This is a genomic window from Burkholderia metallica (genome assembly GCF_001718555.1).
Taxonomy (GTDB): domain Bacteria; phylum Pseudomonadota; class Gammaproteobacteria; order Burkholderiales; family Burkholderiaceae; genus Burkholderia; species Burkholderia metallica.
In genome coordinates, this window is record NZ_CP013401.1 from 1896205 (window position 1) to 1916143 (window position 19939).

A 19939-nucleotide genomic window follows, 5' to 3' on the forward strand; every position below is an offset into this window, starting at 1 on the left:
GGGGGGAAGGATCGGTCGAACCGCGTTCGCGCGTCAATCCCCCCCGCGACGAGTGGGGCCGCGCCGGCACCGCGTCGATAGCATGGGTTCCGATCCATGACGAACGCAACGAGGAGGGGCCATGAACATCGTATCCACCGGCACGCGGCGCGGCACGCCGCTCGCCGGCTAAGCGGAGCGGCACGATGTACCGCCATCTGCTCGTGACGGTCGACGGCTCGCCCGGCGGCATCGACGCGATCGGTCATGCGCTCGAACTGGCGCGTGCGGTCGGCGCCCGGGTCACGTTCATGCTGTGCGGCGCCGCGCCGGACTCGCGTTTATCCGGAGCGCGGCGGCCCGAGCACGGTGCGAAAGTGGAAGCCGCCGCACGGGCGCAGGGGCTGTCCCATGTGATCGCGGGGGCCGGCCATCCGGGGGCCGGCCATCCGGGGGCCGGCGACGCCGCGCCCGGCGCGCTGGCCGCCGAACTCGGCTGCGACCTGATCGGCGTCGCGGCATTGCCGCCCGACGCCGACGCGGCGGCCCGCGCGCAACGGCAAGACCTGCTCGCGACGAGCGGCGTGCCGGTGCTCGTGTGCACGTGTCGGCGATCGCCTGCCGAGGCGCGCGTGATGGCGCGTTGTCTCGATGCACATCGCGCGGTCGGCGCGTTGCTGCATGTGCTGACGGCGTGCGGCGCGCAGCGAACGACGGACGCCGGCCCGGCCGCGCGGCAGCGGCAGGCGGCCGACGCGCAGCATGCGCTGGCATCGCTCGCCGCACTGCAGCGCGCCCGCGTCGCTACGGCCGCCGAAGCACGCCTGTTCGCGGCATTGCGCGTGCGCGCCGAATGCGTCGCGGCCGAACTGGACGAGCTCGACCGCCAGCGGCAGCGCGACGCGCAAGCACTCGATGCGCTCGCCCGCATCGCCGCGGATGGGCTGCCGTCGGCCGCGTTCGACGCGGCGCTCGCCCGCTATGCGCACGGCGCGTTCGAGCAGATGGGACGGATGGAAGGCGTGATTTTCCCGGCCGCGCGGCGCTACCTCGCCGACGCGGACTGGGCCGGACTGGATCAATCGCTGGCGGACGGCCCTCCCGCGCCGCCGCCGCGTGCAATCGAAGCAAACGAACCGAACGAACCCGACGATGCGCGCCGCGCATCCGACTGACACCCTACGGAGAACAAGATGGCCCATGCAGTGCGATTCCACGAAACCGGCGGCCCCGAGGTCCTGCGCTGGGAGGAGGTCGACGTCGGCGACCCGGCCCCGGGCCAGGTGCGCCTGCGGCACGAAGCGGTCGGCCTGAACTTCGCCGACACGTATTTCCGCAGCGGCCTGTATCCGGTGCCGCTGCCGGCCGGTATCGGCGTCGAGGCGGCCGGCGTGGTCGACGCGATCGGCCCCGGCGTGACGAACGTCGCCGTCGGCGACCGCGTGACCTACACGGGCTTTCTGAACACGCTCGGCGCGTACAGCACCGAACGGCTGATTCCCGCCGCGCCGCTCGTGCGGCTGCCGGCCGGCATTTCGTGCGAGACGGCCGCCGCGATGACGATGCGCGGCCTGACGTCGGCCTACCTGCTGCGCCGCATCCATGCGTTCGCGCCGGGCGACACGATCCTGCTGCACGCGGCCGCCGGCGGCGTCGGGCTGATCGTGTCGCAATGGGCGAAGCTGCTCGGGCTCACGGTGATCGGCACCGTATCGAGCGAGCACAAGGCCGCGATCGCCCGCGCCCACGGCTGCGACCATACGATCGACTACGGCCGCGAGGACGTCGCGAAACGCGTGCGCGAACTGACGGACGGCGCGGGCGTCGACGTCGTGTTCGACAGCGTCGGCAAGGATACCTTCGAAGGCTCGCTCGATTCGCTGAAGCGGCGCGGGCTGATGGTGTGCGTCGGCACCGCGTCGGGCCCGATCCCGCCGTTCGATCCGCAGCGTCTCGCGATGAAGGGCTCGCTGTACCTGACGCGCCCGGCGCTGGCCGACTACATCGCCGATCCGGCCGAGAAGAGCGACCTGGCCGGCGAACTGTTCGCGCACGTCGCCGCCGGCCGGATCCGGATCGGGATCAACCAGCGCTATGCGCTGCAGGACGCCGCGCACGCCCACCGCGATCTCGAATCGCGCAAGACGACCGGTTCGTCGGTGTTCATCGTCTGAGGAGACGCCCATGCGAGTCGAACCCCTGACCTGCGCGATCGGCGCGGAACTGCTGGACGTGAGCCTCGCCGATGCCGTGCACGACGACGGCCTGTTCGCCGAGATCCGCGCGCAACTGCTGCGGCATCGCGTGCTGTTCCTGCGCGACCAGGACATCACGCGCGCCGAGCACGTCGCGTTCGCGCGGCGCTTCGGCGAGCTCGAGGATCATCCGGTGGCCGGCAGCGATCCCGAGCACCCGGGGCTCGTGCGGATCTACAAGTCGCCCGACCAGCCGAACGACCGCTACGAGAATGCGTGGCACAGCGATGCGAGCTGGCGCGTGGCGCCGCCGTTCGGCTGCGTGCTGCGTTGCGTCGACGGTCCGCCGGTCGGCGGCGACACGATGTGGGCGAACATGGTGCTCGCATACGAGCGCCTGCCCGCGTACGTGAAGCAGCAGATCGACGACCTGCGCGCGCGTCACAGCATCGAGGCGAGCTTCGGCGCGGCGATGCCCATCGACAAGCGCCTCGCGCTGAAGGCGCAGTACCCGGACGCCGAGCATCCGGTCGTGCGCACGCACCCCGAAACCGGCGAGAAGGTGCTGTACGTGAACGCGTTCACCACGCATTTCACGAACTTCCACACGCCCGCGCGCGTGCGTGTCGGGCAGGACGCGAACCCCGGCGCCGGCCAGTTGCTGCAGTACCTGATTAGCCAGGCGGCCATCCCCGAATACCAGGTGCGCTGGCGCTGGAAGAAGAACAGCGTCGCGCTCTGGGACAACCGCAGCACGCAGCACTACGCGGTGATGGACTACCCGCCGTGCGTGCGCCGGATGGAGCGCGCGGGCATCGTCGGCGACGTGCCGTTCTGAGCGCCGCCGCGCCGTAACCGATCCGCACCCCATGCAACGCGCCGGGCCAGCCGCCCGGCGCGGCGGGATACGCACGCCCGTACGCCCGCAATACAACGCTTTCCACTGGAGGACGACATGCAATTTCTCGACGATTCGCTGCACCCGGAAAACCAGGACAAGGTGGTCATCACGGTCGCGCCGTACGGCCCCGAATGGATGCCCGCCGATTTTCCGGAAGACATTCCGGTGACGATGGACGAGCACGTGCAGAAGGCCGTCGACTGCTACAACGCGGGGGCGACGGTACTGCACCTGCACGTGCGCGAACTCGACGGCCACGGCAGCAAGCGGCTGTCGAAGTTCAACGAACTGCTCGGCCGCCTGCGCGAAGCGGTACCCGACATGATCCTGCAGGTAGGGGGCTCGATTTCGTTCGCGCCGGAAGGCGAGGGCGCGGACGCGAAGTGGCTGTCCGACGACACGCGCCACATGCTCGCCGAGCTGACGCCGAAGCCCGACCAGGTGACGGTGGCGATCAACACCGTCCAGATGAACATCACCGAGCTGATGAACCGCGAGGATATCGCCGGCACGTCGCTGAACGAAGCCGCGCTGTGGAACGCGTACCGTGAGATGACGGTGCCGGCCGGCCCCGGCTGGGTCGACGAACACCTGCGCCGCCTGCAGGCGGCCGGCATCCAGCCGCATTTCCAGCTCACCGGCATGCACGCGCTGGAAACGCTCGAACGGATCATCCGGCGCGGCGTCTATCGCGGCCCGCTGAACGTCACGTGGGTCGGCATCGGCGGCGGCTTCGACGGCCCGAACCCGTACAACTTCATGGAATTCGTGCGGCGCTGCCCGGACGGCGCGTGCATCACGCTCGAATCGCTGATGAAGAACGTGCTGCCGATCAACACGGTCGCGATGGCGCTGGGCCTGCATCCGCGCTGCGGGATCGAGGACACGATCATCGACCAGAAGGGCAACCGGATGACGTCGGTGCAGCAGGTCGAGCAGTGCGTGCGGATCGCGCGCGAGCTCGGGCGCGACATCGCCACCGGCAAGGAGGCGAAGGCGATCTACCGGATCGGCGTGCAGTACGACGGCATCGACGAGACGCTCGCGCACCTCGGGATGGCGCCGAACCGCCGGCCGGGGCAGCCGAACGTGCCGCTGCGGGCCGCCTGACGCGCCGCGCATCCCCGCAGGCGGCCGTCGCGGCCGCCGTCCGCCGATCGTTGTGGCGCGGCACCCGTCCCGCGCACCGCGCGGGGCCGACTCCGGTCAACGGAGCGGGGCCGCGCAAGCCGCGCCGGAGCGCAACCGCTCCGGTGCGGGAGGAGACACGCATGCTGATCCATCATGTCGAGCCGTCGATGCAGGACGTCGCCGCCGCCGGCCGGCGCGCGCCTGCCTATGCGTGGCTCGTGTTCGGGCTGACCGTCGGCCTGCTGCTGTCGGACTACATGTCGCGGCAGGTGCTCAACGCCGTGTTTCCGCTGCTCAAGCACGCGTGGGCGCTGTCGGACACGCAGCTCGGTTCGCTGTCCGGCGTGGTCGCGCTGCTGGTCGGGCTGCTCACGTTTCCGCTGTCGGTGCTCGCCGACCGCTTCGGGCGCGTGCGCAGCATCGTGCTGATGGCCGCGCTGTGGAGCGTCGCGACGCTCGGCTGCGCGCTGTCGGCCAACTACACGGAGATGCTCGTCGCGCGCGGCCTCGTCGGGCTCGGCGAAGCCGCGTACGGCAGCGTCGGCGTCGCGCTGATCCTCAGCATCTTTCCGGCCCGGCTGCGCGCGACGCTGACCGGCGCGTTCATGGCCGGCGGCGCATTCGGTTCCGTGTTCGGGATGGCGCTCGGCGGGCTGGTCGGCGCGCATCTCGGCTGGCGTTGGTCGTTCGGCGTGATGGCCGCGCTCGGCATCGTGCTGCTCGTCGCGTATCGCTGCGTCGTGACCGAGCGGCGGCTCGCCGCGTATCGCGTCGAACCGTGCCGGCGCGACGCCGGCGCGCCGCGCGACCTGCGCGGCAGCGTGCGCGCGCTGATGTCGGGCCTGTTCGCATCGCGTTCGGTGATCTGCGCGTATCTCGGCAGCGGGCTGCACCTGTTCGTGCCCGGCGCGCTGTTCGCGTGGCTGCCGAGCTACCTGAACCGCTACTACGCGATGGCGCCCGACCGTGCGGCCGTGCTCGCGGCCGGCTTCGTGCTGCTCGCGGGCGTCGGGATGGTCGGCTGCGGGATCGTCACCGACCGCGTCGGCAAGACCGACGGCAGGCGCAAGTGGCTGACCGCGATCGCGTATTGCGTGCTCACCGGTGTGTGCCTCGCGATCGCGTTCCGGCTGCCGCCCGGGCCGTTGCAGCTCGCGCTGATCTGCGTGGGCATGCTGGTCGGCGCGGGCGCGTCCGGTGCGTCGGGCGCGATGGTCGCGAACCTGACGCCGGCCGCGATTCACGCATCGGCATTCGCCACGCTCACGCTCGCCAACAACCTGCTCGGCATGGCGCCGGGCCCGCTGCTGACGGGGTGGGTCGCCGATCGCGCCGGGCTCGTCGGCGCGCTGCAATGGATTCCGGTCGTGCCGCTCATGGCAGCCGTGCTGTTCGCGATCGGACGCGCGAGCTATGTGGCCGACCTCGCGCGCGTCGAACGCGAACGGCGCGCGTCCCCACTTTCCTGAACGTTTCGGAGACCGCATGACCCTGACGACCATCCCGACCCTCCTGATCGTGCCCGGCTTGCGGGATCACGTCGACAACCACTGGCAGACGCACCTCGAACGGCGCCTGCCGAACGCGCGCTCGGTCGCGCCGCTCGAGGCGGACAAGCTGAGCCGGGCCGCGCGCGTCGCGGCGCTCGATGCGGCGCTGGCCCGGATCGACGGCCCGGTGATCCTCGTCGCGCACAGCGCCGGCGTGATGATGACCGTGCACTGGGCGCGGCAGGCCACGCGCAAGATTCACGGCGCGCTGCTCGCGGCGCCGGCCGATCTCGAGTCGCCGATGCCGCCCGGTTATCCGGCGCCCGATGCGATCGACGCAAACGGCTGGACGCCGATTCCGACCGGGCGGCTGCCGTTTCCGAGCATCGTCGCCGCGAGCCGCAACGATCCGCTCGCGCGCTTCGAACGCGTCGAGGCGCTGGCGGCCGGGTGGGGGAGCCGGCTCGTCGATCTGGGGGAGGTCGGGCACCTGAACCCCGCGTCCGGGTATGGCGAGTGGCAGGATGCCGAACGGTTGATCCGCGAAGTGGCCGCACTCGGCGCGGCCTGACTGACCGAACAGGACTTCACCGCGCCGGCCCGTTCGGGTACCCCGCGCGCGTCCCGTCACGGTCCGGCCGCGATGCGGCCCCGAACCCGTTCCAGCGTGTCGTTCGTCGAGATATGACGTCTTAACACGCGTCGCGATCAGCGCCGCACGCCTCCGCAGCCATGAACGGTACAGAAATCGTCAACCAACGGAAGGCATTTGTCAGGGAAAGTCCCGCCCCGCGCGCCGTGGTTTTTTGTTGACCGACATCGTATAACGCCGTCATGATTTCCTGAAAAGAAAGGTCCCATCCACCGACCGAAGTGAGGAGACATGAACGCCACCCGAATCGCTCGCCGTGTCCGCCGGATCGCACTCGCCCTGGGTTTCGCGCTGTCGGCGGCGACCGCCGTGGCCGCCCCCGTGTCGCTGAACATCGTCGATGTCGCGGGCAACCTGCAGCTCACGCAGAAGGCCATCGAAGCCTTCAGGGACAAGAACCCGAACCTCGTGTCGAACGTCACGTTCACGAATGCGCCGGCGCCGCAGTTGCCGGGCAAGATCAAGGCGATGCAGGCGGCGGGGCGCGCCGACATCGACCTCGTGCTGACGGGCACCGATGCGCTGGCCGCCGGCATCGAACAGAACCTGTGGATGAAGCTGCTGCCCGAGAACGCGGCCGCGCTCCCCGGCGTGCTCGACAAGTACGCGCCGGGCCCGCGCAAGATGCAGGATCTCGCGCAAGGCTTCGGCCTCGAAGTCACGTACATGCCGGCCGGCCCGCTGCTCGAATACAACCCGGCCAAGGTAAGCAACCCGCCGAAGACGCCCGATCAGCTGCTCGCATGGTGCAAGGCGCACCCGAACAAGCTGATCTATGCGCGCCCCGCGAATTCGGGCCCCGGCCGCACGTTCCTGATGGGGCTGCCGTACGTGCTCGGCGACAAGAATCCGCAAGATCCGATCAACGGCTGGGACAAGACCTGGGCGTTCCTGAAACAGCTCAACGACTGCATCCCGTACTACCCGGGCGGCACGTCGGCCGTGATGAAGGAACTCGGCGAGGGCACGCGCGACATGACCGTGACCGTCACCGGCTGGGACCTCAACCCGCGCGCGCTCGGCATCGTGCCGGCCGAATTCCGGGTCCAGGCGTTCGACGACATGACGTGGGTCAACGACGCGCACTACATGGTGATCCCGAAGGGCGTGCCGAAAGAGAAGCTCGACGTGCTGTTCAAGCTGATGAACTTCCTGCTCGAACCGGCGCAACAGGCGATGACCTACGACGACGGCTACTTCTATCCGGGCCCCGCGGTGAAGGGCGTGACGCTCGAGATGGCGCCCGCGCACAGCCAGGAGGTGATCCGCAAGTTCGGCCGCCCCGAGTACGCGAAGCTGCTGGCCGATCGTCCGCACGTGCAGCCGCTCAACGCGCAGGCGATGGTCGCCGCGTTCCAGAAGTGGGATCGCGAGATCGGTTCGCAGAAGTCGAAGTGACGCATGAACCCGCGGGCGCCGCGGCGCCCGCGCCGACGGAGTTCGCGCAATGACGCACAGTTTCGAACGGCTGCGGCTCGACGGCGTATGCCGCAGCTTCACCAATGCGCAAGGCGCGCAGGTCGCCGCGCTGAACGGGCTCGATCTCGAGATCCGGCGCGGCGAGTTCATCGCGCTGCTCGGCCCGTCGGGCTGCGGCAAGTCGACCGCGCTCAACTGCATCGCGGGGCTGCAGCCGCTCACGCGCGGCGGCATCTGGCTCGACGACACGCGCATCGACGTGCTGCCGCCCGAGCGCCGCGGCTTCGGGATGGTGTTCCAGAACTATGCGCTGTTTCCGCACATGTCGGTGCTCGACAACGTCGGCTTCGGCCTCAAGATGCGCGGCGTGCCGAAGCAGGAAACCCGGCGGCGCGCGCAGCAGGCGCTCGAACTCGTGCAGCTCGTCGGTCACGAAGCCAAGCTGCCCGGGCAACTGTCGGGCGGGCAGCAGCAGCGCGTCGCGATTGCGCGCGCGATCGTCATCGAGCCGCCGCTCGTGCTGATGGACGAGCCGCTGTCGAACCTCGACACGAAGCTGCGCATCGAGATGCGCGCGGAGATTCGCCGCATCCACACGCAGCTCGAACGCGCGACGATCTACGTGACGCACGACCAGGACGAAGCGTTGTCGATGGCCGACCGCATCGTCGTGATGAAGGAGGGTGTCGTGCAGCAGGTCGCGTCGCCGAAGGACGTCTACACGCGCCCGCACAACCTGCACGTCGCGCGCTTCATGGGCTATCGCAACGTGCTGCCGTTCACGCTCGAAGGGACGGCCGGCGAGTACGTGAACGTCGTGGCCGGCGGCATTCGCGTCACCGGCGTGCCGATGGCCGGCTTCGACGCGAAGAACGTCGCGGTCGCGCTGCGCCCCGACGACATCGAACGCGCGGACGAAGGCGGCGACAACACGTTCGATGCGACCGTCGAAACGGTCGAGTACGGCGGCCGCGATTCGCTGATCCGCGCGCTTACGCCGTTCGGCCCGATCTGGGCGCGCGCGGCCGGCGAATTCGCGCAAGGCGAGCAGTTGCGGCTGCGCGTGGCGCCGTCACGCACGCTCGTCTACCCCGGAGCGCCGACATGAGCGGCGCGGCTGCCGCGCGGCGATACCGGGAGGCCGCATGAGCACGCTGCCGGCCGGCGCGCCGCGCGACGCGAAAGCGTGGCTCGTCACGCCCGCGCTCGCGTTCATCGCCGCGCTGTTCATCTACCCGTTCGCATACGGCCTCGTGCTGTCGTTCCAGCCGACGAACGGCGGCGGCGCACTCGCGAACTACGTGCAGTTCTTCACGGACACCGCGATGTGGCCGACCGTGCTCGTCACGCTGAAGCTCGCGGTGCCGGCGACGCTGCTCAACGTCGGCATCGCGGTGCCCGTCGCGTTCGCACTGCGCCGCCATTCGCCGTACCAGAAGTTCGTCACGACGCTGCTCGTGATTCCGGTCACGCTCGGCACGGTGCTCGTCGCCGACGGGATGCTCACGTATTTCGGGCCGAACGGCTGGTTTCCGCAGGCGCTGCACGGGCTGCACCTGTACACCGACGAAGTGCGCCTCACGCACAACTACTGGGGCGTGCTGCTGTCGCTGATCGTGTCGGGCTTTCCGTTCGCATTCCTGCTGATGCTGTCGTACATCAGCGGCATCGACCCGACGCTCGCGCGGGCGGCGGCGACGCTCGGCGCGAACCCGTGGCAGCAGTTCCGGCAGATCTACCTGCCGCTGCTCGTGCCGGGGCTCACGATGGCCGCGTGCCTGTCGTTCGTGCAGGCGTTCTCGGTGTTCCCGTCGGCCGTGCTGCTCGGCGCGCCGGCCGGGCCCACGCGCGTGATCTCGATCGCGGCGGCGGAAGCCGCGTTCGAAAGTTACGACTATTCGCTCGCGTCGGCGATCGCGATCGTGATGGGTTTCGTGCAACTGCTGGTGGTCGCGTCGATGCTCGGCGCGCGCCGCTTCTTCTATACGGGCGCGGTGACGGGAGGCAAGGGCTGATGGCGACCGACAATCATCCCGCGCGATCGTGGCCGCCCAGCCCCGACGCGCCCGATGCGCGGCCCGTCGACGCGAGGCAACCGCAGAAAATGACAGGCAATCTCGCCGGCCGCGCGTGGAAGGCGTTCGTCTGGGGGCTGATGGCGTTCTTCCTGCTGAACGTGATGCTGCTGATCGCGACCGTCGCGGTGAACTCGATCGCGACACGCTGGTTCGGCACGCCGCTGCCGCAAGGCTTCACGCTGCACTGGTACGCGAAGGCGTGGGCGGACTTCCAGCTCGCGAGCGTGCTGTGGGTGACCGTCGAGGTCGTCGGCTCGGTCGTGCTGCTGTCGATCGCGCTCGGCGTGCCGGCCGCGTATGCGCTCGCGCGCGTGCAGTTTCGCGGCAAGCGCTTCGCGCTGCTGGTGTTCCTGCTGCCGCTGATGGTGCCGCCCGTCACCTACGGGATTCCGATGGCCACCGTGATGTACAAGGTCGGGCTCGCGGGCACGCTGCCCGGCGTGATCCTCGCGAACCTCGTGCCGGCGCTGCCGTTCGTGATTCTCGTGATGACGCCGTTCATCGAGCAGATCGATCCGAATCTCGAAGCCGCCGCGCGCATCTTCGGCGCGAACACGTGGCGCTATTTCCGGTACGTGCTGCTGCCGCTGCTCGTGCCCGGCATGCTCGCGGCGGGGCTGCTCGTGCTGGTGCGCACGATCGGGATGTTCGAGCTGACGTTCTTCACCGCGGGGCCGAGCACGCAGACGCTCGTCGTCGCGCTGTATTACGCGGTGTTCTCGACCGGCGTGCGCGCGCCGCAGTCGATCGACGCGATGGCGATGATCTACATGGCCATCACGCTCGTGTGGGTGGTGATCGCGCTGCAGTTCGTGAGCCCGACGCAGCTCGTCAGCCGCGTGAAGCAGGAGCGCCAGTAGCCGCGCGGAAGGAGCCGCCCGACGGCCGCCGTGCAATCGGTTACAAATGGATACCGCGCACGACACGCGGACGTTGCAGACTACGCGGCGTTCCCCCGATCGACGGAAATCCATGAAGTTTCAAACGCTGCTGACACTCGCCGGTGCATCGACACTGCTGGCCGCCTGCAACCTGCTCCACGACGGCCCCGGATCGAGCGACGTCGACGCCGCCGTGCGGCGCGCGCTCGAAGCGGAAAACCACGGCGGCCTGAACGCGCTGTTCGGCCAGCCGCTGCCCGTGTCGGCCGACGTCGTCTCGGCGAAGCCCGACGGCGACTGCAGGAAGCTAGGAGACCGCACCTACGCGTGCGACGTCGTGGTCACGTGGCGCAATGCCGACTACAAGCCTTCGCGCGCGAACCTGACCTTCGTGAAGGCCGCCGACGGTTCGTGGCAGACGTCCGGCGTCGACGCGGCGATCGTGACGGGCACCGCGAAATCGCTGGTCGACGAGATCGGCAAGGCATGGCCCGGCAACGCGGCGAGCGGGGCGTCGGCGCCGCAGTGACGCGCTGCGCAGACGCGCGTTCAGCTTTCGCGGGCGAACGGTTCAATCCTGCGGGCCGCGATCGTCCCGCTTCTTCAAGCCCTCGATGACGGTCGCCCGTGCCGGCGCGACCGCCGCTCCGACACCAATGAATCGAAAAGGGGCGCGACCATCCGGTCGACCCGGGACCGAATACATCCTCGGTATGCAGGTCTCCGTATAGGGAAAACCCTTATCTCGCGCTATAATCACGGCCTGAAAGATAGGTCGAACCATGCCTGAACGTTTCCAAACCCTTGAAAAATTTGTGTTTTCCCTCGTCGTGATGTCCGCGGTCGTTTGCTCGGCATTCCTCGCGTACGAGCGTCACCCCGAGATCAAGATCGCGCTGCACGAAGGCGAAGCGCTGATGCGCGAGAGCGCCAAGTATTCGGCCATCTGCTCGCCGTCCAAGGTCGATCCTTGCGTCGAGATGTCTGCTTACTGACGTTCGCGTCGATGGCGGCGTGCCGCCGTTGATCCAGCACGGACGTTTTTCGGATTCGTCGCGTTCGGTGTCGGGCTCGCCCGACAGCGCCGGTGGTCCGGATTGCCTGAAGTAACGCCCGTTACGCATCCCGGAACCGGTCGCAGCACAGCGCGGATGCACGCGCGCATCACGTGCCGAATCGCTGGCGCAAGCAGCCCCCGAATTCAGCCGGCCCCGCTTCGAGCAATCGAACGGGGCCGTCTCGTTTGCGCGGTGCATTCGAACGCGCTGCGCCACGCACGTCACACCACGTGCCGCGGCATGCCGCCCACGAACGCGGCGACGTTGTCGACGAGCTGATCGGCGAGCGCCTGCATCGCTTCGTCGCTCGCCCATGCGACGTGCGGCGTCAGGATGAACGCCGGATGCGACAGGATCGCGTGGAACGGATGCGCGGCCGGCAGCGGCTCCTGCGTGACCACGTCGAACCCGGCGCCCGCGATCTGCCCCGACCGCAATGCGTCGACGAGCGCGCGTTCGTCCACGAGCCCGCCGCGCGCGGTGTTGATCAGCAGCGGCCGGCGCGCCATCCGCGCGAATGCGGCCGCGTCGATCAGGTGGCGCGTCGCGGGCGTGAGCGGGCAGTGCAGCGTGATCACGTCGCTGTCGCGCAGCAGCCTGTCGAGCGGCACGGTGTCGACGCCGCCGGCACGCCCGGTGCCGTCGCCATGCTCGGCAAACGTCACCCGCATGCCGAGCGCCTGCCCGATCGCGGCCACCGCGCGTCCGAGCACGCCGTGGCCGACGATCCCGAGCGTCGAGCCGCCCAGGTCGCGAATCGGATGATCGAAAAAGCAGAACTGCCCGCTGTCGAGCCATCTCCCGGCGCGCACCGCGTCGCGATACGCGACGAGGCTGCGGCGCAGCGCGAAGATCAGCGCGAACGTGTGCTCCGGCACCGTGCGAACCGCATAGCCGCGAACGTTGCTCACGACGATCCCGCGTGCCGCGCAGGCGTCGAGATCGACGATGTCGGCGCCCGTCGCGGCGATCGCGATCATGCGCAGGCGCCGCGCGGCGGCGAGCGCCGCCGCATCGAGCCGCACCTTGTTGGTCACGACGACGTCCGCGTCGACGACGCGCGCGGCGACTTCGTGCGCGGCCGTCCGGTCGAACGCGTGCAGTTGGTGCGGGAACGGGAACGGCTTCAGCACCGTGCGCGGCGACAGCGTCGCGCGGTCGAGAAACACGATCTTCGCGGGAGCGGAAACGGAAAACATGGCGGGCCTCTCTGACGGGCGCCCGGCGGGCGCGCAACGGGCTCGATTCTGCCGGCGGCGCGCGGGCCGTCGTTCGATCGTTGCGCGAGCTCGCTTTCCCGGATGGAAAGGCCGACACCCCGCGCATGCGAAGAGACGCAGTGCACGCCTTTCCGTTTCGGAAAGGCTGGTTGAGCATCGATCGATTTTCGCCGGGCGCGAACGCCGTCATGATCGCCGTCATCGACAACACGATTGCATCGGAGACCGCCATGACACGCCCCCTCGACGGCATTCGGGTGCTGGAACTCGGCCAACTGATCGCCGGACCGTTCGCGGGCCGGATGCTCGCCGAATTCGGCGCGGACGTCCTCAAGGTCGAGCCGCCCGGGCTCGGCGACCCGCTGCGCAAATGGCGGCTGCTGCACGACGGCACGTCGGTCTGGTGGGCCGCGCAGTCGCGCAACAAGACCTCGCTCACGCTCGACCTGCGCACGCCCGAAGGGCAGGACGTCGTGCGCCGCCTCGTCGCGCAAACCGACGTGCTGATCGAGAACTTCCGGCCCGGCACGCTCGAAGGCTGGGGGCTCGGCTGGGACGCGCTGTCCGCGATCAATCCGGGGCTCGTGATGCTGCGCGTGTCGGGTTTCGGTCAGACGGGTCCGTACCGCGACCGCCCCGGCTTCGGCGTGATCGCCGAGGCGATGGGCGGCCTGCGGCACCTGACCGGCGAGCCCGGCCGCACGCCGGTGCGTGTCGGCATCTCGCTCGGCGATTCGCTGTCGGCGCTGCACGGCGTGATCGGCATCCTGCTCGCGCTGCGGCATCGCGAGCAGCAGGGCGGCAACGGGCAGGTCATCGACGTCGCGCTGTACGAATCGGTGTTCAACATGATGGAAAGCCTGCTGCCCGAATACTCGGCGTTCGGCGCCGTGCGCGAGGCGGCCGGCAGCAGCCTGCCCGGCATCGCGCCGACCAACGCGTACCGCTGCCGCGACGGCAAGTACGCGCTGATCGCCGGCAACGGCGACAGCATCTTCCGGCGCCTGATGGAGCTGATCGGCCGGCCCGATCTCGGCAGCGATCCGGCGCTCGCGCACAACGACGGACGGGTCGCGCAGGTCGAGCGCATCGACGCGGCGATCGGCGCGTGGAGCGCACAGCACGATCTCGACGCCGTGCTGGCCGCGCTGAACGACGCGCGCATCCCGTCCGGGCGCATCTACGACGTGGCCGACATCGCGGCCGATCCGCATTACCGCGCACGCGACATGCTCGTCGACGCCGCGCTGCCCGACGGCACGCCGGTGCTGGTGCCCGGCATCGTGCCGAAGCTCGGCGCGACGCCCGGGCGTATCGAACGCGCGGCGCCCGCCCTCGGCGCGGAGACCGACGCGGTACTCGAATCGCTCGGCATCGATGCGGCGACGCGCGGCGACTGGCGCACGCGCGGCGTGATCTGAACCCGAACCCGGAGACGACGACATGAACGGACCACGCAAACGGCTCTACCTCCACGAGGTCGCGACGCGCGACGGCTTCCAGAACGAAGCGGCGTTCGTCGACACCGACGACAAGATCGCGCTCGTCGATGCGCTGAGCGCCTGCGGCTACGCGAAGATCGAGGTCACGTCGTTCACGTCGCCGAAGGCGATCCCCGCGCTGCGCGACGCGGAGGCTGTGATGCACGGCATCGCGCGCGCACCGGGTGTCGTCTATACGGTGCTCGTGCCGAACGTGCGCGGCGCCGAGCGCGCGCTGTCGTGCGGCGTCGACGAAGTAAACCTCGTGATGTCGATGAGCGAAAGCCACAACCGCGCGAACCTGAGGATGACGCGCGAGCAGTCGTTCGCGCAGTTGCGCGACGTGATCGACGCGGTACGCGGTTCAGGTGTCGCGATCAACGTGTCGCTGTCGACCGCGATGGGCTGCCCGATGGAAGGCGACGTACCGGCCGAAGGCGTGCTCGCGTGGATGCAGCGCTTCGCGGATCTCGGCGTGCACGGCTTCACGCTGTGCGACACGACGGGCATGGCGTTTCCGTCGCAGGTGCGGGACCTGTGCGCACGTGCCCGCGAGCGCTTCGGCGCACGGCAGCTCACGCTGCACTTCCACAACACGCGCGGGATGGCGCTCGCGAACACGCTCGCGGCGCTCGACGCCGGCATCGACCGCTTCGACGCGTCGCTCGGCGGGCTCGGCGGCTGCCCGTACGCGCCGGGCGCGACCGGCAACGCGTGCACCGAGGAACTCGTGCACATGCTCGAACTCGACGGCTACGACACGGGCGTCGATCTCGCGGCCGTGCTGGCCGCGTCGGCCCGGCTGCCTTCGCTGATCGGTCACGACGTGCCGAGCCAGATCCTGAAGGCCGGGCGCCGCTCGGACCTTCATCCGTCGCCGCGCGCGGACGCCGGCGACATGCCCGCGCAACGCGCTTTCTCGTGAACGACCCACTGGAGCGAACCTCATGGCGCTGATCGACCACCTCGACCATCTCGTGCTGACCTGCGTCGATCCCGACCGGACCACGCATTTCTACACCGAAGTGCTGCAGATGCGGCTCGAAACCTTCGGCGCCGGCCGGATCGCGTTCCGCTTCGGCAACCAGAAGATCAACCTGCACGTGCGCGGCGCGGAATTCGAACCGAAGGCCCATGTGCCGGTGCCCGGCGCGCTCGACCTGTGTTTCATCGCGTCGGTACCGCTCGACGACGTGATCGCGCACCTGAAGCGCGTCGCATGGCCGATCGTCGAAGGGCCCGTCGAGCGCACGGGCGCGACGCAGAAGATCCGCTCGGTCTATGTGCGCGATCCCGACCTGAACCTGATCGAGATTGCCGAACCGATCTGACCGGCGGCGCATCGCCGGCGCCAGTCGTGCAGCCGTGCATGCGGCCCGGGTCGCGCAGGCCAGACCGCATGCCGCGCCGCTCTCCCGCCGAAAACGGACAGCCGGTTCCAGCGCTCGCCGATTCCGGATAGCCGGCGCGTGCCGCGCCGCGGATAATGCGTGCACCGGCGAACGCGAGACCCGCTGCGCACGGCGCGCGATGCTTGCGTGCGCGCTTTCGCAACCCGACACAGGAGATTCCCGATGACGATCCTCTATCGCGGCATGGACCGCGCGGCGCTCGACGCCGCCTATCTGAACACGAAAGCGGTGCCCGATTTCCCGGCGCTGCTGGCGTCGATGCAGGCGCGCAGCGCGGCGCTTTACGAAGCCGCGCCCGGCCGGCGCAATCTGCGTTACGGCGCACGACCCGCGCAGCGTTTCGACTGGCTGTCGTGCGGCGCACCCGATGCGCCGCTGTTCGTGTTCATCCACGGCGGCTACTGGCAGCACTGCGCGAAAGAGGATTTCGCGTATGCGGCGAGCGGGCCGCTCGCACGCGGTTTCGACGTGATACTCGCCGAATACACGCTCGCGCCGGTCGCGACGATGACCGACATCGTCGCCGAGATCGGCGCGCTGCTCGATTACCTCGCGAACGATCCCGACGGCATCGGCACCGCGAAGCGGCCGATCCACCTGAGCGGCCATTCGGCCGGCGGTCACCTGACGGCCGTATACCGCGCGCATCCGGCCGTCGTAGCGGCGCTCGCGATCAGCCCGCTCGTCGATCTCGAACCGATCTCGCTGTGTTGCCTGAACGACAAGCTGCAGCTCACCGCACGCGAAATCGATGCATACAGCCCGTTGCACGACGTCGGGCCCGGCGCGCCGACAGTCGTCGCGGTCGGCAATGCCGAGTTGCCGGAACTCGTCCGGCAGGCACGCGACTATGCGGCGGCATGCGAAGCGGCCGGCGAACGGATCGCCTGTGTCGGATTGCCCGGCATGCAGCACTTCGACGTGCTCGACGATCTCGCGAAGCCGGACGGTGCGATGCTCACGGCATTGCAGGCGATCGCGCCGCGCTAGCCTCGCCGTGCCGCGCTCACGCGGCCGGGCGTATGACCGGGCGTCAGGCCGAGCCAAGACGCATGCACTCGCCGGCATGGCCCACCCAGGACCCACGACATGGTGAACCCGCTTCATTTCGATCTGCAGTCGCTGCGCGTGTTCGCGCTCGTCGCCGAGCACGGCAGCCTGACGAAAGCGGCCGAGCACGGCCAGCTCACGCTGTCCGCGGTCAGCAAGCGGATCGCCGAACTCGAAAGCGTGACGGGCAGTGCGCTGTTCGTCCGGCACGCGCGCGGTGTCGAGCTGACACCCGCGGGCCGTGCGCTGCTCGACCATGCGGCGAAGGTGATCGAGCAGGTCAACCGGATGGCGCACGAGATGAGCGACTACGTCGCCGGCGTGCGCGGCCACATCCACGTGTGGACCAACACGTCCGCGATCGTTCAGTTCCTGCCCGCCGATCTCGCCGCGTTCCTCACCGGCCATCCGGGCATCAAGGTGAGCCTCGAGGAACGGCTGAGCCACGAGATCGTCGACGCGCTCGCATCCGGCAAGGCCGACCTCGGTGTGTTCGCCGACAACGTGCCGGCGCCCGGCATCGAACGGCGCCTGTACCGGCGCGACGAACTCGTGCTGCTCGTGCCGCGCACGCACCGGTTCGCCGCGCGCGACAGCATCCGTTTCGCGGAGACGCTCGACGAGGATTACGTTGGGCTCAGCGACGGCAGCTCGCTGCTCGCACGGATGACCGACGCGGCATTCGCGGCCGAGCGTTCGCTGAAGCTGCGGATCCAGGTATCGAACTTCGACGGCGTGAGCCGGATGATCGAGGCGGGGCTCGGGATCGGCATCCTGCCGCGCGATGCGGTGACCGGCGAGCGCGCAGCGCGGCTCGGGGTCATCACGCTCGACGATGCGTGGGCGACGAGAACGCTGTGGGTCGGCGTGAAGGCCGGCAGCGTGTTGACGACGGATGTCGCGAAGCTGTTCGATTTCATGTCGGCGCGGTGAATGCGGTCGGTCAGCGACAGGATCGACCCGGCACGCCGGCCGCACGCAACGATGGAGATGCAGATGGTGTTTTTTGCCTGCTCCAAGGCCGGAGTCGCGGCATTCGAACGACTCTGGCGCGATGACCCTGCGCACCGGCTGTGGGTGGACGCCAGCGTGCTGTCTGACGAAGCGTTGGCTGTGCTTCGCTCCATGGGCATGCTTGTCACGGATTTCACCGGCCACGTGCGTGCGGCGGACGCCCGGGAAATGGCGCAAGCCGTCGACGCAATTCGAGAGCACCATCCTGCGGAGCCGATCTGGATCGAGGCTTCGTGAAACGCGGAGCCTCGCTCGCACGAGCAGTTCGCTGAACGTTTTCACTCGGTCTCGGCCATTTCGAAGCGATCGCCTTGGCGTCGGAGGCGCGCGAGGGTGGGGGGAGTCGGCCTGAATGGCAGTCGGCGAAGCGCGTCGTGCTCGCATGTCAGCTTTGCGGCGTTGAATTCTTGACTCGCCATGTCGGCAAAGGGGTGGGGCCGGGGCATGAAACCGACCTGCCCACAGTCCGGCCGGATACCGCGTATCGGAACACGACAGGCGCGTGGGTTCGACCGCCGCCGCCGACACGCACCTTTCATCATCTTTACATCGCGCCCCCTTATATCGACGCTGACTTGCGGGCCGAACGAAACGCGTATTCCCGCTGGCTCGGCCGCGCACACGACGCTACTCAGACAGCCGCTCCGTTCACGCAGTAAATTTTCACCCTCGACACAATATTCGCGCGCCTGAAACGTCTTCAGGCGCATGCAATCGCCACTCACTTCACGCACGATGACCGACCCAGACCGCGACATCACCGCGATAGTGATGCGTGAACGAACGAGGCTCGTGAGCTTCATCCGGCGTCGGATTCGCGACCCGGACGATGCCGAGGACATCCTTCAGGACGTGTTTCACGAATTCGTCCAGGCGTACCGGCTGCCGGCGCCGATCGAACAGGCGAGCGCGTGGCTGTTCCGGGCCGCGCGCAACCGCATCGTCGATCGCTTTCGCAAGAAGAAGGAGCAGCCGCTCGCCGAACTGTTCGACACCGACGACGATGCGGACAGCGAATATCGCCTGGACCTCGTGCTGCCGGCGCATGACACCGGCCCCGACGCGCGCTATGCCCGCACGGTGTTGCTCGGCGCGTTGCAGGATGCGCTCGACGAGTTGCCGGCGAATCAGCGCGACGTATTCATCGCGCACGAACTGGAGGGCCGCTCCTTCAAGGAGATGGCCGCGCAAAGCGGTGTCGCGCTCAATACGCTGCTCGCTCGCAAACGCTATGCGGTCTTGCATCTGCGTGCGCGGCTGCAGCCCGTTTATGACGAACTGGACAATACCTAGAGGAGTCGACAGATGAAGTTTCGAATCAGATGTGCAGGCAAGGCGCTGCTCGCGGTGATCGCCATCGGCGTGCTCGGATGGGTCGTCATGATGTTGTGGAACTGGGTGATTCCGGCGCTGTTCGTCGGCGCCCGCACGATCGACTTCGCCCATGCGCTGGGCCTGCTCGTGTTGAGCCGCATCCTGTTCGGCGGATTTCGCGGGCACCACGGCTGGCGCGGCCGGCGGCACTGGCGCAAGTGGGAAGCGATGACGCCCGAGGAGCGCGAGCAGTTTCGCAGCGCGTGGCGCTCCGGCGGCAACCGGCCCGCGGGAGAGTGAACGTGCGCGAACCATCAGCGGGCAACTGCAAACAGCCGCCGGGCGTGATAGCGCCGGTCGTCGATCTGAAACGTTGCGAAGGCAAGGGCGATTGCGTCGCGGTGTGTCCCGAGAACGTGTTCGAGATCCGGCGCATCGACCACGCCGATTATGCCTGCCTCGGCCTGATGCATCGCGTGAAACTGCGCGTACATGGGATGAAAGTCGCGTACACGCCGAACGCGCAGGCCTGCCGGTCATGCGGACTGTGTGTGACCGCGTGTCCCGAACGTGCGATCACGCTCGCGCGGCTCGCCTAGCGGCGTTCATCGTTCGTCGATATCGAACGACGGCGCGGAGCCGCCGACGAAAGCGGCGGTCGCTC

At 68.8% G+C, this 19939-nt stretch carries 22 protein-coding genes; 21 read left to right on the plus strand and 1 reads right to left on the minus strand.

All coding sequences use genetic code 11. The features are described from left to right. Positions 1–185: 185 nt before the first annotated feature. The 12 genes from WJ16_RS08460 (at position 186) to WJ16_RS08515 (ending at position 11721) form a co-directional block, all read left to right on the plus strand. Positions 186–1154, plus strand: coding sequence for a universal stress protein (locus WJ16_RS08460; RefSeq protein ID WP_069256679.1), 969 nt, complete (start codon positions 186–188; stop codon positions 1152–1154). An 18-nt stretch (positions 1155–1172) separates the two neighbouring features. Continuing rightward, positions 1173–2153, plus strand: a complete 981-nt coding sequence (locus WJ16_RS08465; RefSeq protein WP_069256680.1) for a quinone oxidoreductase family protein — start codon at positions 1173–1175, stop codon at positions 2151–2153. 10 nt (positions 2154–2163) lie between these two features. Next, a complete protein-coding gene (locus WJ16_RS08470) occupies positions 2164–3012 on the plus strand; it encodes a TauD/TfdA dioxygenase family protein (protein ID WP_069256681.1) in 849 nt (282 codons plus the stop codon). A 117-nt stretch (positions 3013–3129) separates the two neighbouring features. Continuing rightward, positions 3130–4185 carry a beta-keto acid cleavage family enzyme gene (locus tag WJ16_RS08475; protein ID WP_069256682.1) on the plus strand — a complete coding sequence of 352 codons (1056 nt, stop codon included), beginning with the start codon at positions 3130–3132 and terminating at the stop codon, positions 4183–4185. 161 nt (positions 4186–4346) lie between these two features. Further along, entirely contained in the window at positions 4347–5675 is a 1329-nt protein-coding gene (locus tag WJ16_RS08480) for an MFS transporter (protein ID WP_069256683.1), read from the plus strand. A 16-nt stretch (positions 5676–5691) separates the two neighbouring features. Continuing rightward, a complete protein-coding gene (locus WJ16_RS08485; protein ID WP_069256684.1) occupies positions 5692–6267 on the plus strand; it encodes an RBBP9/YdeN family alpha/beta hydrolase in 576 nt (191 codons plus the stop codon). Between the two features lie 312 nt (positions 6268–6579). Continuing rightward, on the plus strand, positions 6580–7746 hold the full coding sequence (locus tag WJ16_RS08490) for an extracellular solute-binding protein (protein WP_069256685.1): 1167 nt from the start codon (positions 6580–6582) through the stop codon (positions 7744–7746). 49 nt (positions 7747–7795) lie between these two features. Further along, positions 7796–8875, plus strand: coding sequence for an ABC transporter ATP-binding protein (locus WJ16_RS08495; protein WP_069256686.1), 1080 nt, complete (start codon positions 7796–7798; stop codon positions 8873–8875). A 37-nt stretch (positions 8876–8912) separates the two neighbouring features. After that, a complete protein-coding gene (locus WJ16_RS08500; RefSeq protein ID WP_069256687.1) occupies positions 8913–9782 on the plus strand; it encodes an ABC transporter permease in 870 nt (289 codons plus the stop codon). Next, on the plus strand, positions 9782–10705 hold the full coding sequence (locus WJ16_RS08505) for an ABC transporter permease (RefSeq protein ID WP_069256688.1): 924 nt from the start codon (positions 9782–9784) through the stop codon (positions 10703–10705). Before WJ16_RS08500 ends, WJ16_RS08505 begins: the two co-directional genes overlap by 1 nt. Before the next feature lie 112 nt (positions 10706–10817). Next, the gene (locus WJ16_RS08510) at positions 10818–11255 is read left to right on the plus strand and encodes a hypothetical protein (protein ID WP_069256689.1); all 438 of its coding nucleotides are present in this window, start codon (positions 10818–10820) and stop codon (positions 11253–11255) included. Positions 11256–11508: 253 nt separating this feature from the next. Beyond that, positions 11509–11721 (plus strand): hypothetical protein, encoded by a 213-nt coding sequence (locus WJ16_RS08515; protein ID WP_069256690.1) that lies wholly within the window; start codon positions 11509–11511, stop codon positions 11719–11721. Positions 11722–12005: 284 nt separating this feature from the next. On the opposite strand, the gene WJ16_RS08520 is transcribed toward WJ16_RS08515, so the two are convergent. Further along, the gene (locus WJ16_RS08520) at positions 12006–12983 is read right to left on the minus strand and encodes an NAD(P)-dependent oxidoreductase (RefSeq protein ID WP_069256691.1); all 978 of its coding nucleotides are present in this window, start codon (positions 12981–12983) and stop codon (positions 12006–12008) included. Positions 12984–13234: 251 nt separating this feature from the next. Here WJ16_RS08520 and WJ16_RS08525 point away from each other — a divergent pair, with 251 nt between their 5' ends. From WJ16_RS08525 to WJ16_RS08565, 9 genes are all read left to right on the plus strand, one after another. Continuing rightward, positions 13235–14425 (plus strand): CaiB/BaiF CoA transferase family protein, encoded by a 1191-nt coding sequence (locus tag WJ16_RS08525; protein ID WP_069258006.1) that lies wholly within the window; start codon positions 13235–13237, stop codon positions 14423–14425. Positions 14426–14447: 22 nt separating this feature from the next. Beyond that, complete coding sequence (locus WJ16_RS08530; RefSeq protein WP_069256692.1) at positions 14448–15410, plus strand: hydroxymethylglutaryl-CoA lyase; 963 nt, start codon at positions 14448–14450, stop codon at positions 15408–15410. Positions 15411–15432: 22 nt separating this feature from the next. Beyond that, a complete protein-coding gene (locus tag WJ16_RS08535; protein ID WP_069256693.1) occupies positions 15433–15816 on the plus strand; it encodes a VOC family protein in 384 nt (127 codons plus the stop codon). Positions 15817–16059: 243 nt separating this feature from the next. After that, a complete protein-coding gene (locus WJ16_RS08540) occupies positions 16060–16887 on the plus strand; it encodes an alpha/beta hydrolase (RefSeq protein WP_069256694.1) in 828 nt (275 codons plus the stop codon). Positions 16888–16986: 99 nt separating this feature from the next. Next, entirely contained in the window at positions 16987–17880 is an 894-nt protein-coding gene (locus WJ16_RS08545) for a LysR family transcriptional regulator (protein ID WP_069256695.1), read from the plus strand. Continuing rightward, complete coding sequence (locus WJ16_RS08550) at positions 17881–18198, plus strand: hypothetical protein (protein WP_069256696.1); 318 nt, start codon at positions 17881–17883, stop codon at positions 18196–18198. Between the two features lie 471 nt (positions 18199–18669). Further along, a complete protein-coding gene (locus tag WJ16_RS08555; RefSeq protein ID WP_076605900.1) occupies positions 18670–19254 on the plus strand; it encodes an RNA polymerase sigma factor in 585 nt (194 codons plus the stop codon). A 12-nt stretch (positions 19255–19266) separates the two neighbouring features. Continuing rightward, on the plus strand, positions 19267–19575 hold the full coding sequence (locus WJ16_RS08560; RefSeq protein WP_069256698.1) for a hypothetical protein: 309 nt from the start codon (positions 19267–19269) through the stop codon (positions 19573–19575). Positions 19576–19577: 2 nt separating this feature from the next. Beyond that, positions 19578–19874, plus strand: coding sequence for a 4Fe-4S dicluster domain-containing protein (locus WJ16_RS08565; protein ID WP_069258007.1), 297 nt, complete (start codon positions 19578–19580; stop codon positions 19872–19874). Positions 19875–19939: the final 65 nt, after the last annotated feature.

What these genes read in the sequence shown, in the direction of transcription:
- WJ16_RS08460 (WP_069256679.1), top strand. Translation starts at nt 186, where the DNA reads ATGTACCGCCATCTGCTCGTGACGGTCGACGGCTCGCCCGGCGGCATC.
- WJ16_RS08465 (WP_069256680.1), top strand. Translation starts at nt 1,173, where the DNA reads ATGGCCCATGCAGTGCGATTCCACGAAACCGGCGGCCCCGAGGTCCTG.
- WJ16_RS08470 (WP_069256681.1), top strand. Translation starts at nt 2,164, where the DNA reads ATGCGAGTCGAACCCCTGACCTGCGCGATCGGCGCGGAACTGCTGGAC.
- WJ16_RS08475 (WP_069256682.1), top strand. Translation starts at nt 3,130, where the DNA reads ATGCAATTTCTCGACGATTCGCTGCACCCGGAAAACCAGGACAAGGTG.
- WJ16_RS08480 (WP_069256683.1), top strand. Translation starts at nt 4,347, where the DNA reads ATGCTGATCCATCATGTCGAGCCGTCGATGCAGGACGTCGCCGCCGCC.
- WJ16_RS08485 (WP_069256684.1), top strand. Translation starts at nt 5,692, where the DNA reads ATGACCCTGACGACCATCCCGACCCTCCTGATCGTGCCCGGCTTGCGG.
- WJ16_RS08490 (WP_069256685.1), top strand. Translation starts at nt 6,580, where the DNA reads ATGAACGCCACCCGAATCGCTCGCCGTGTCCGCCGGATCGCACTCGCC.
- WJ16_RS08495 (WP_069256686.1), top strand. Translation starts at nt 7,796, where the DNA reads ATGACGCACAGTTTCGAACGGCTGCGGCTCGACGGCGTATGCCGCAGC.
- WJ16_RS08500 (WP_069256687.1), top strand. Translation starts at nt 8,913, where the DNA reads ATGAGCACGCTGCCGGCCGGCGCGCCGCGCGACGCGAAAGCGTGGCTC.
- WJ16_RS08505 (WP_069256688.1), top strand. Translation starts at nt 9,782, where the DNA reads ATGGCGACCGACAATCATCCCGCGCGATCGTGGCCGCCCAGCCCCGAC.
- WJ16_RS08510 (WP_069256689.1), top strand. Translation starts at nt 10,818, where the DNA reads ATGAAGTTTCAAACGCTGCTGACACTCGCCGGTGCATCGACACTGCTG.
- WJ16_RS08515 (WP_069256690.1), top strand. Translation starts at nt 11,509, where the DNA reads ATGCCTGAACGTTTCCAAACCCTTGAAAAATTTGTGTTTTCCCTCGTC.
- WJ16_RS08520 (WP_069256691.1), bottom strand. Translation starts at nt 12,983, where the DNA reads ATGTTTTCCGTTTCCGCTCCCGCGAAGATCGTGTTTCTCGACCGCGCG.
- WJ16_RS08525 (WP_069258006.1), top strand. Translation starts at nt 13,235, where the DNA reads ATGACACGCCCCCTCGACGGCATTCGGGTGCTGGAACTCGGCCAACTG.
- WJ16_RS08530 (WP_069256692.1), top strand. Translation starts at nt 14,448, where the DNA reads ATGAACGGACCACGCAAACGGCTCTACCTCCACGAGGTCGCGACGCGC.
- WJ16_RS08535 (WP_069256693.1), top strand. Translation starts at nt 15,433, where the DNA reads ATGGCGCTGATCGACCACCTCGACCATCTCGTGCTGACCTGCGTCGAT.
- WJ16_RS08540 (WP_069256694.1), top strand. Translation starts at nt 16,060, where the DNA reads ATGACGATCCTCTATCGCGGCATGGACCGCGCGGCGCTCGACGCCGCC.
- WJ16_RS08545 (WP_069256695.1), top strand. Translation starts at nt 16,987, where the DNA reads ATGGTGAACCCGCTTCATTTCGATCTGCAGTCGCTGCGCGTGTTCGCG.
- WJ16_RS08550 (WP_069256696.1), top strand. Translation starts at nt 17,881, where the DNA reads ATGCGGTCGGTCAGCGACAGGATCGACCCGGCACGCCGGCCGCACGCA.
- WJ16_RS08555 (WP_076605900.1), top strand. Translation starts at nt 18,670, where the DNA reads ATGCAATCGCCACTCACTTCACGCACGATGACCGACCCAGACCGCGAC.
- WJ16_RS08560 (WP_069256698.1), top strand. Translation starts at nt 19,267, where the DNA reads ATGAAGTTTCGAATCAGATGTGCAGGCAAGGCGCTGCTCGCGGTGATC.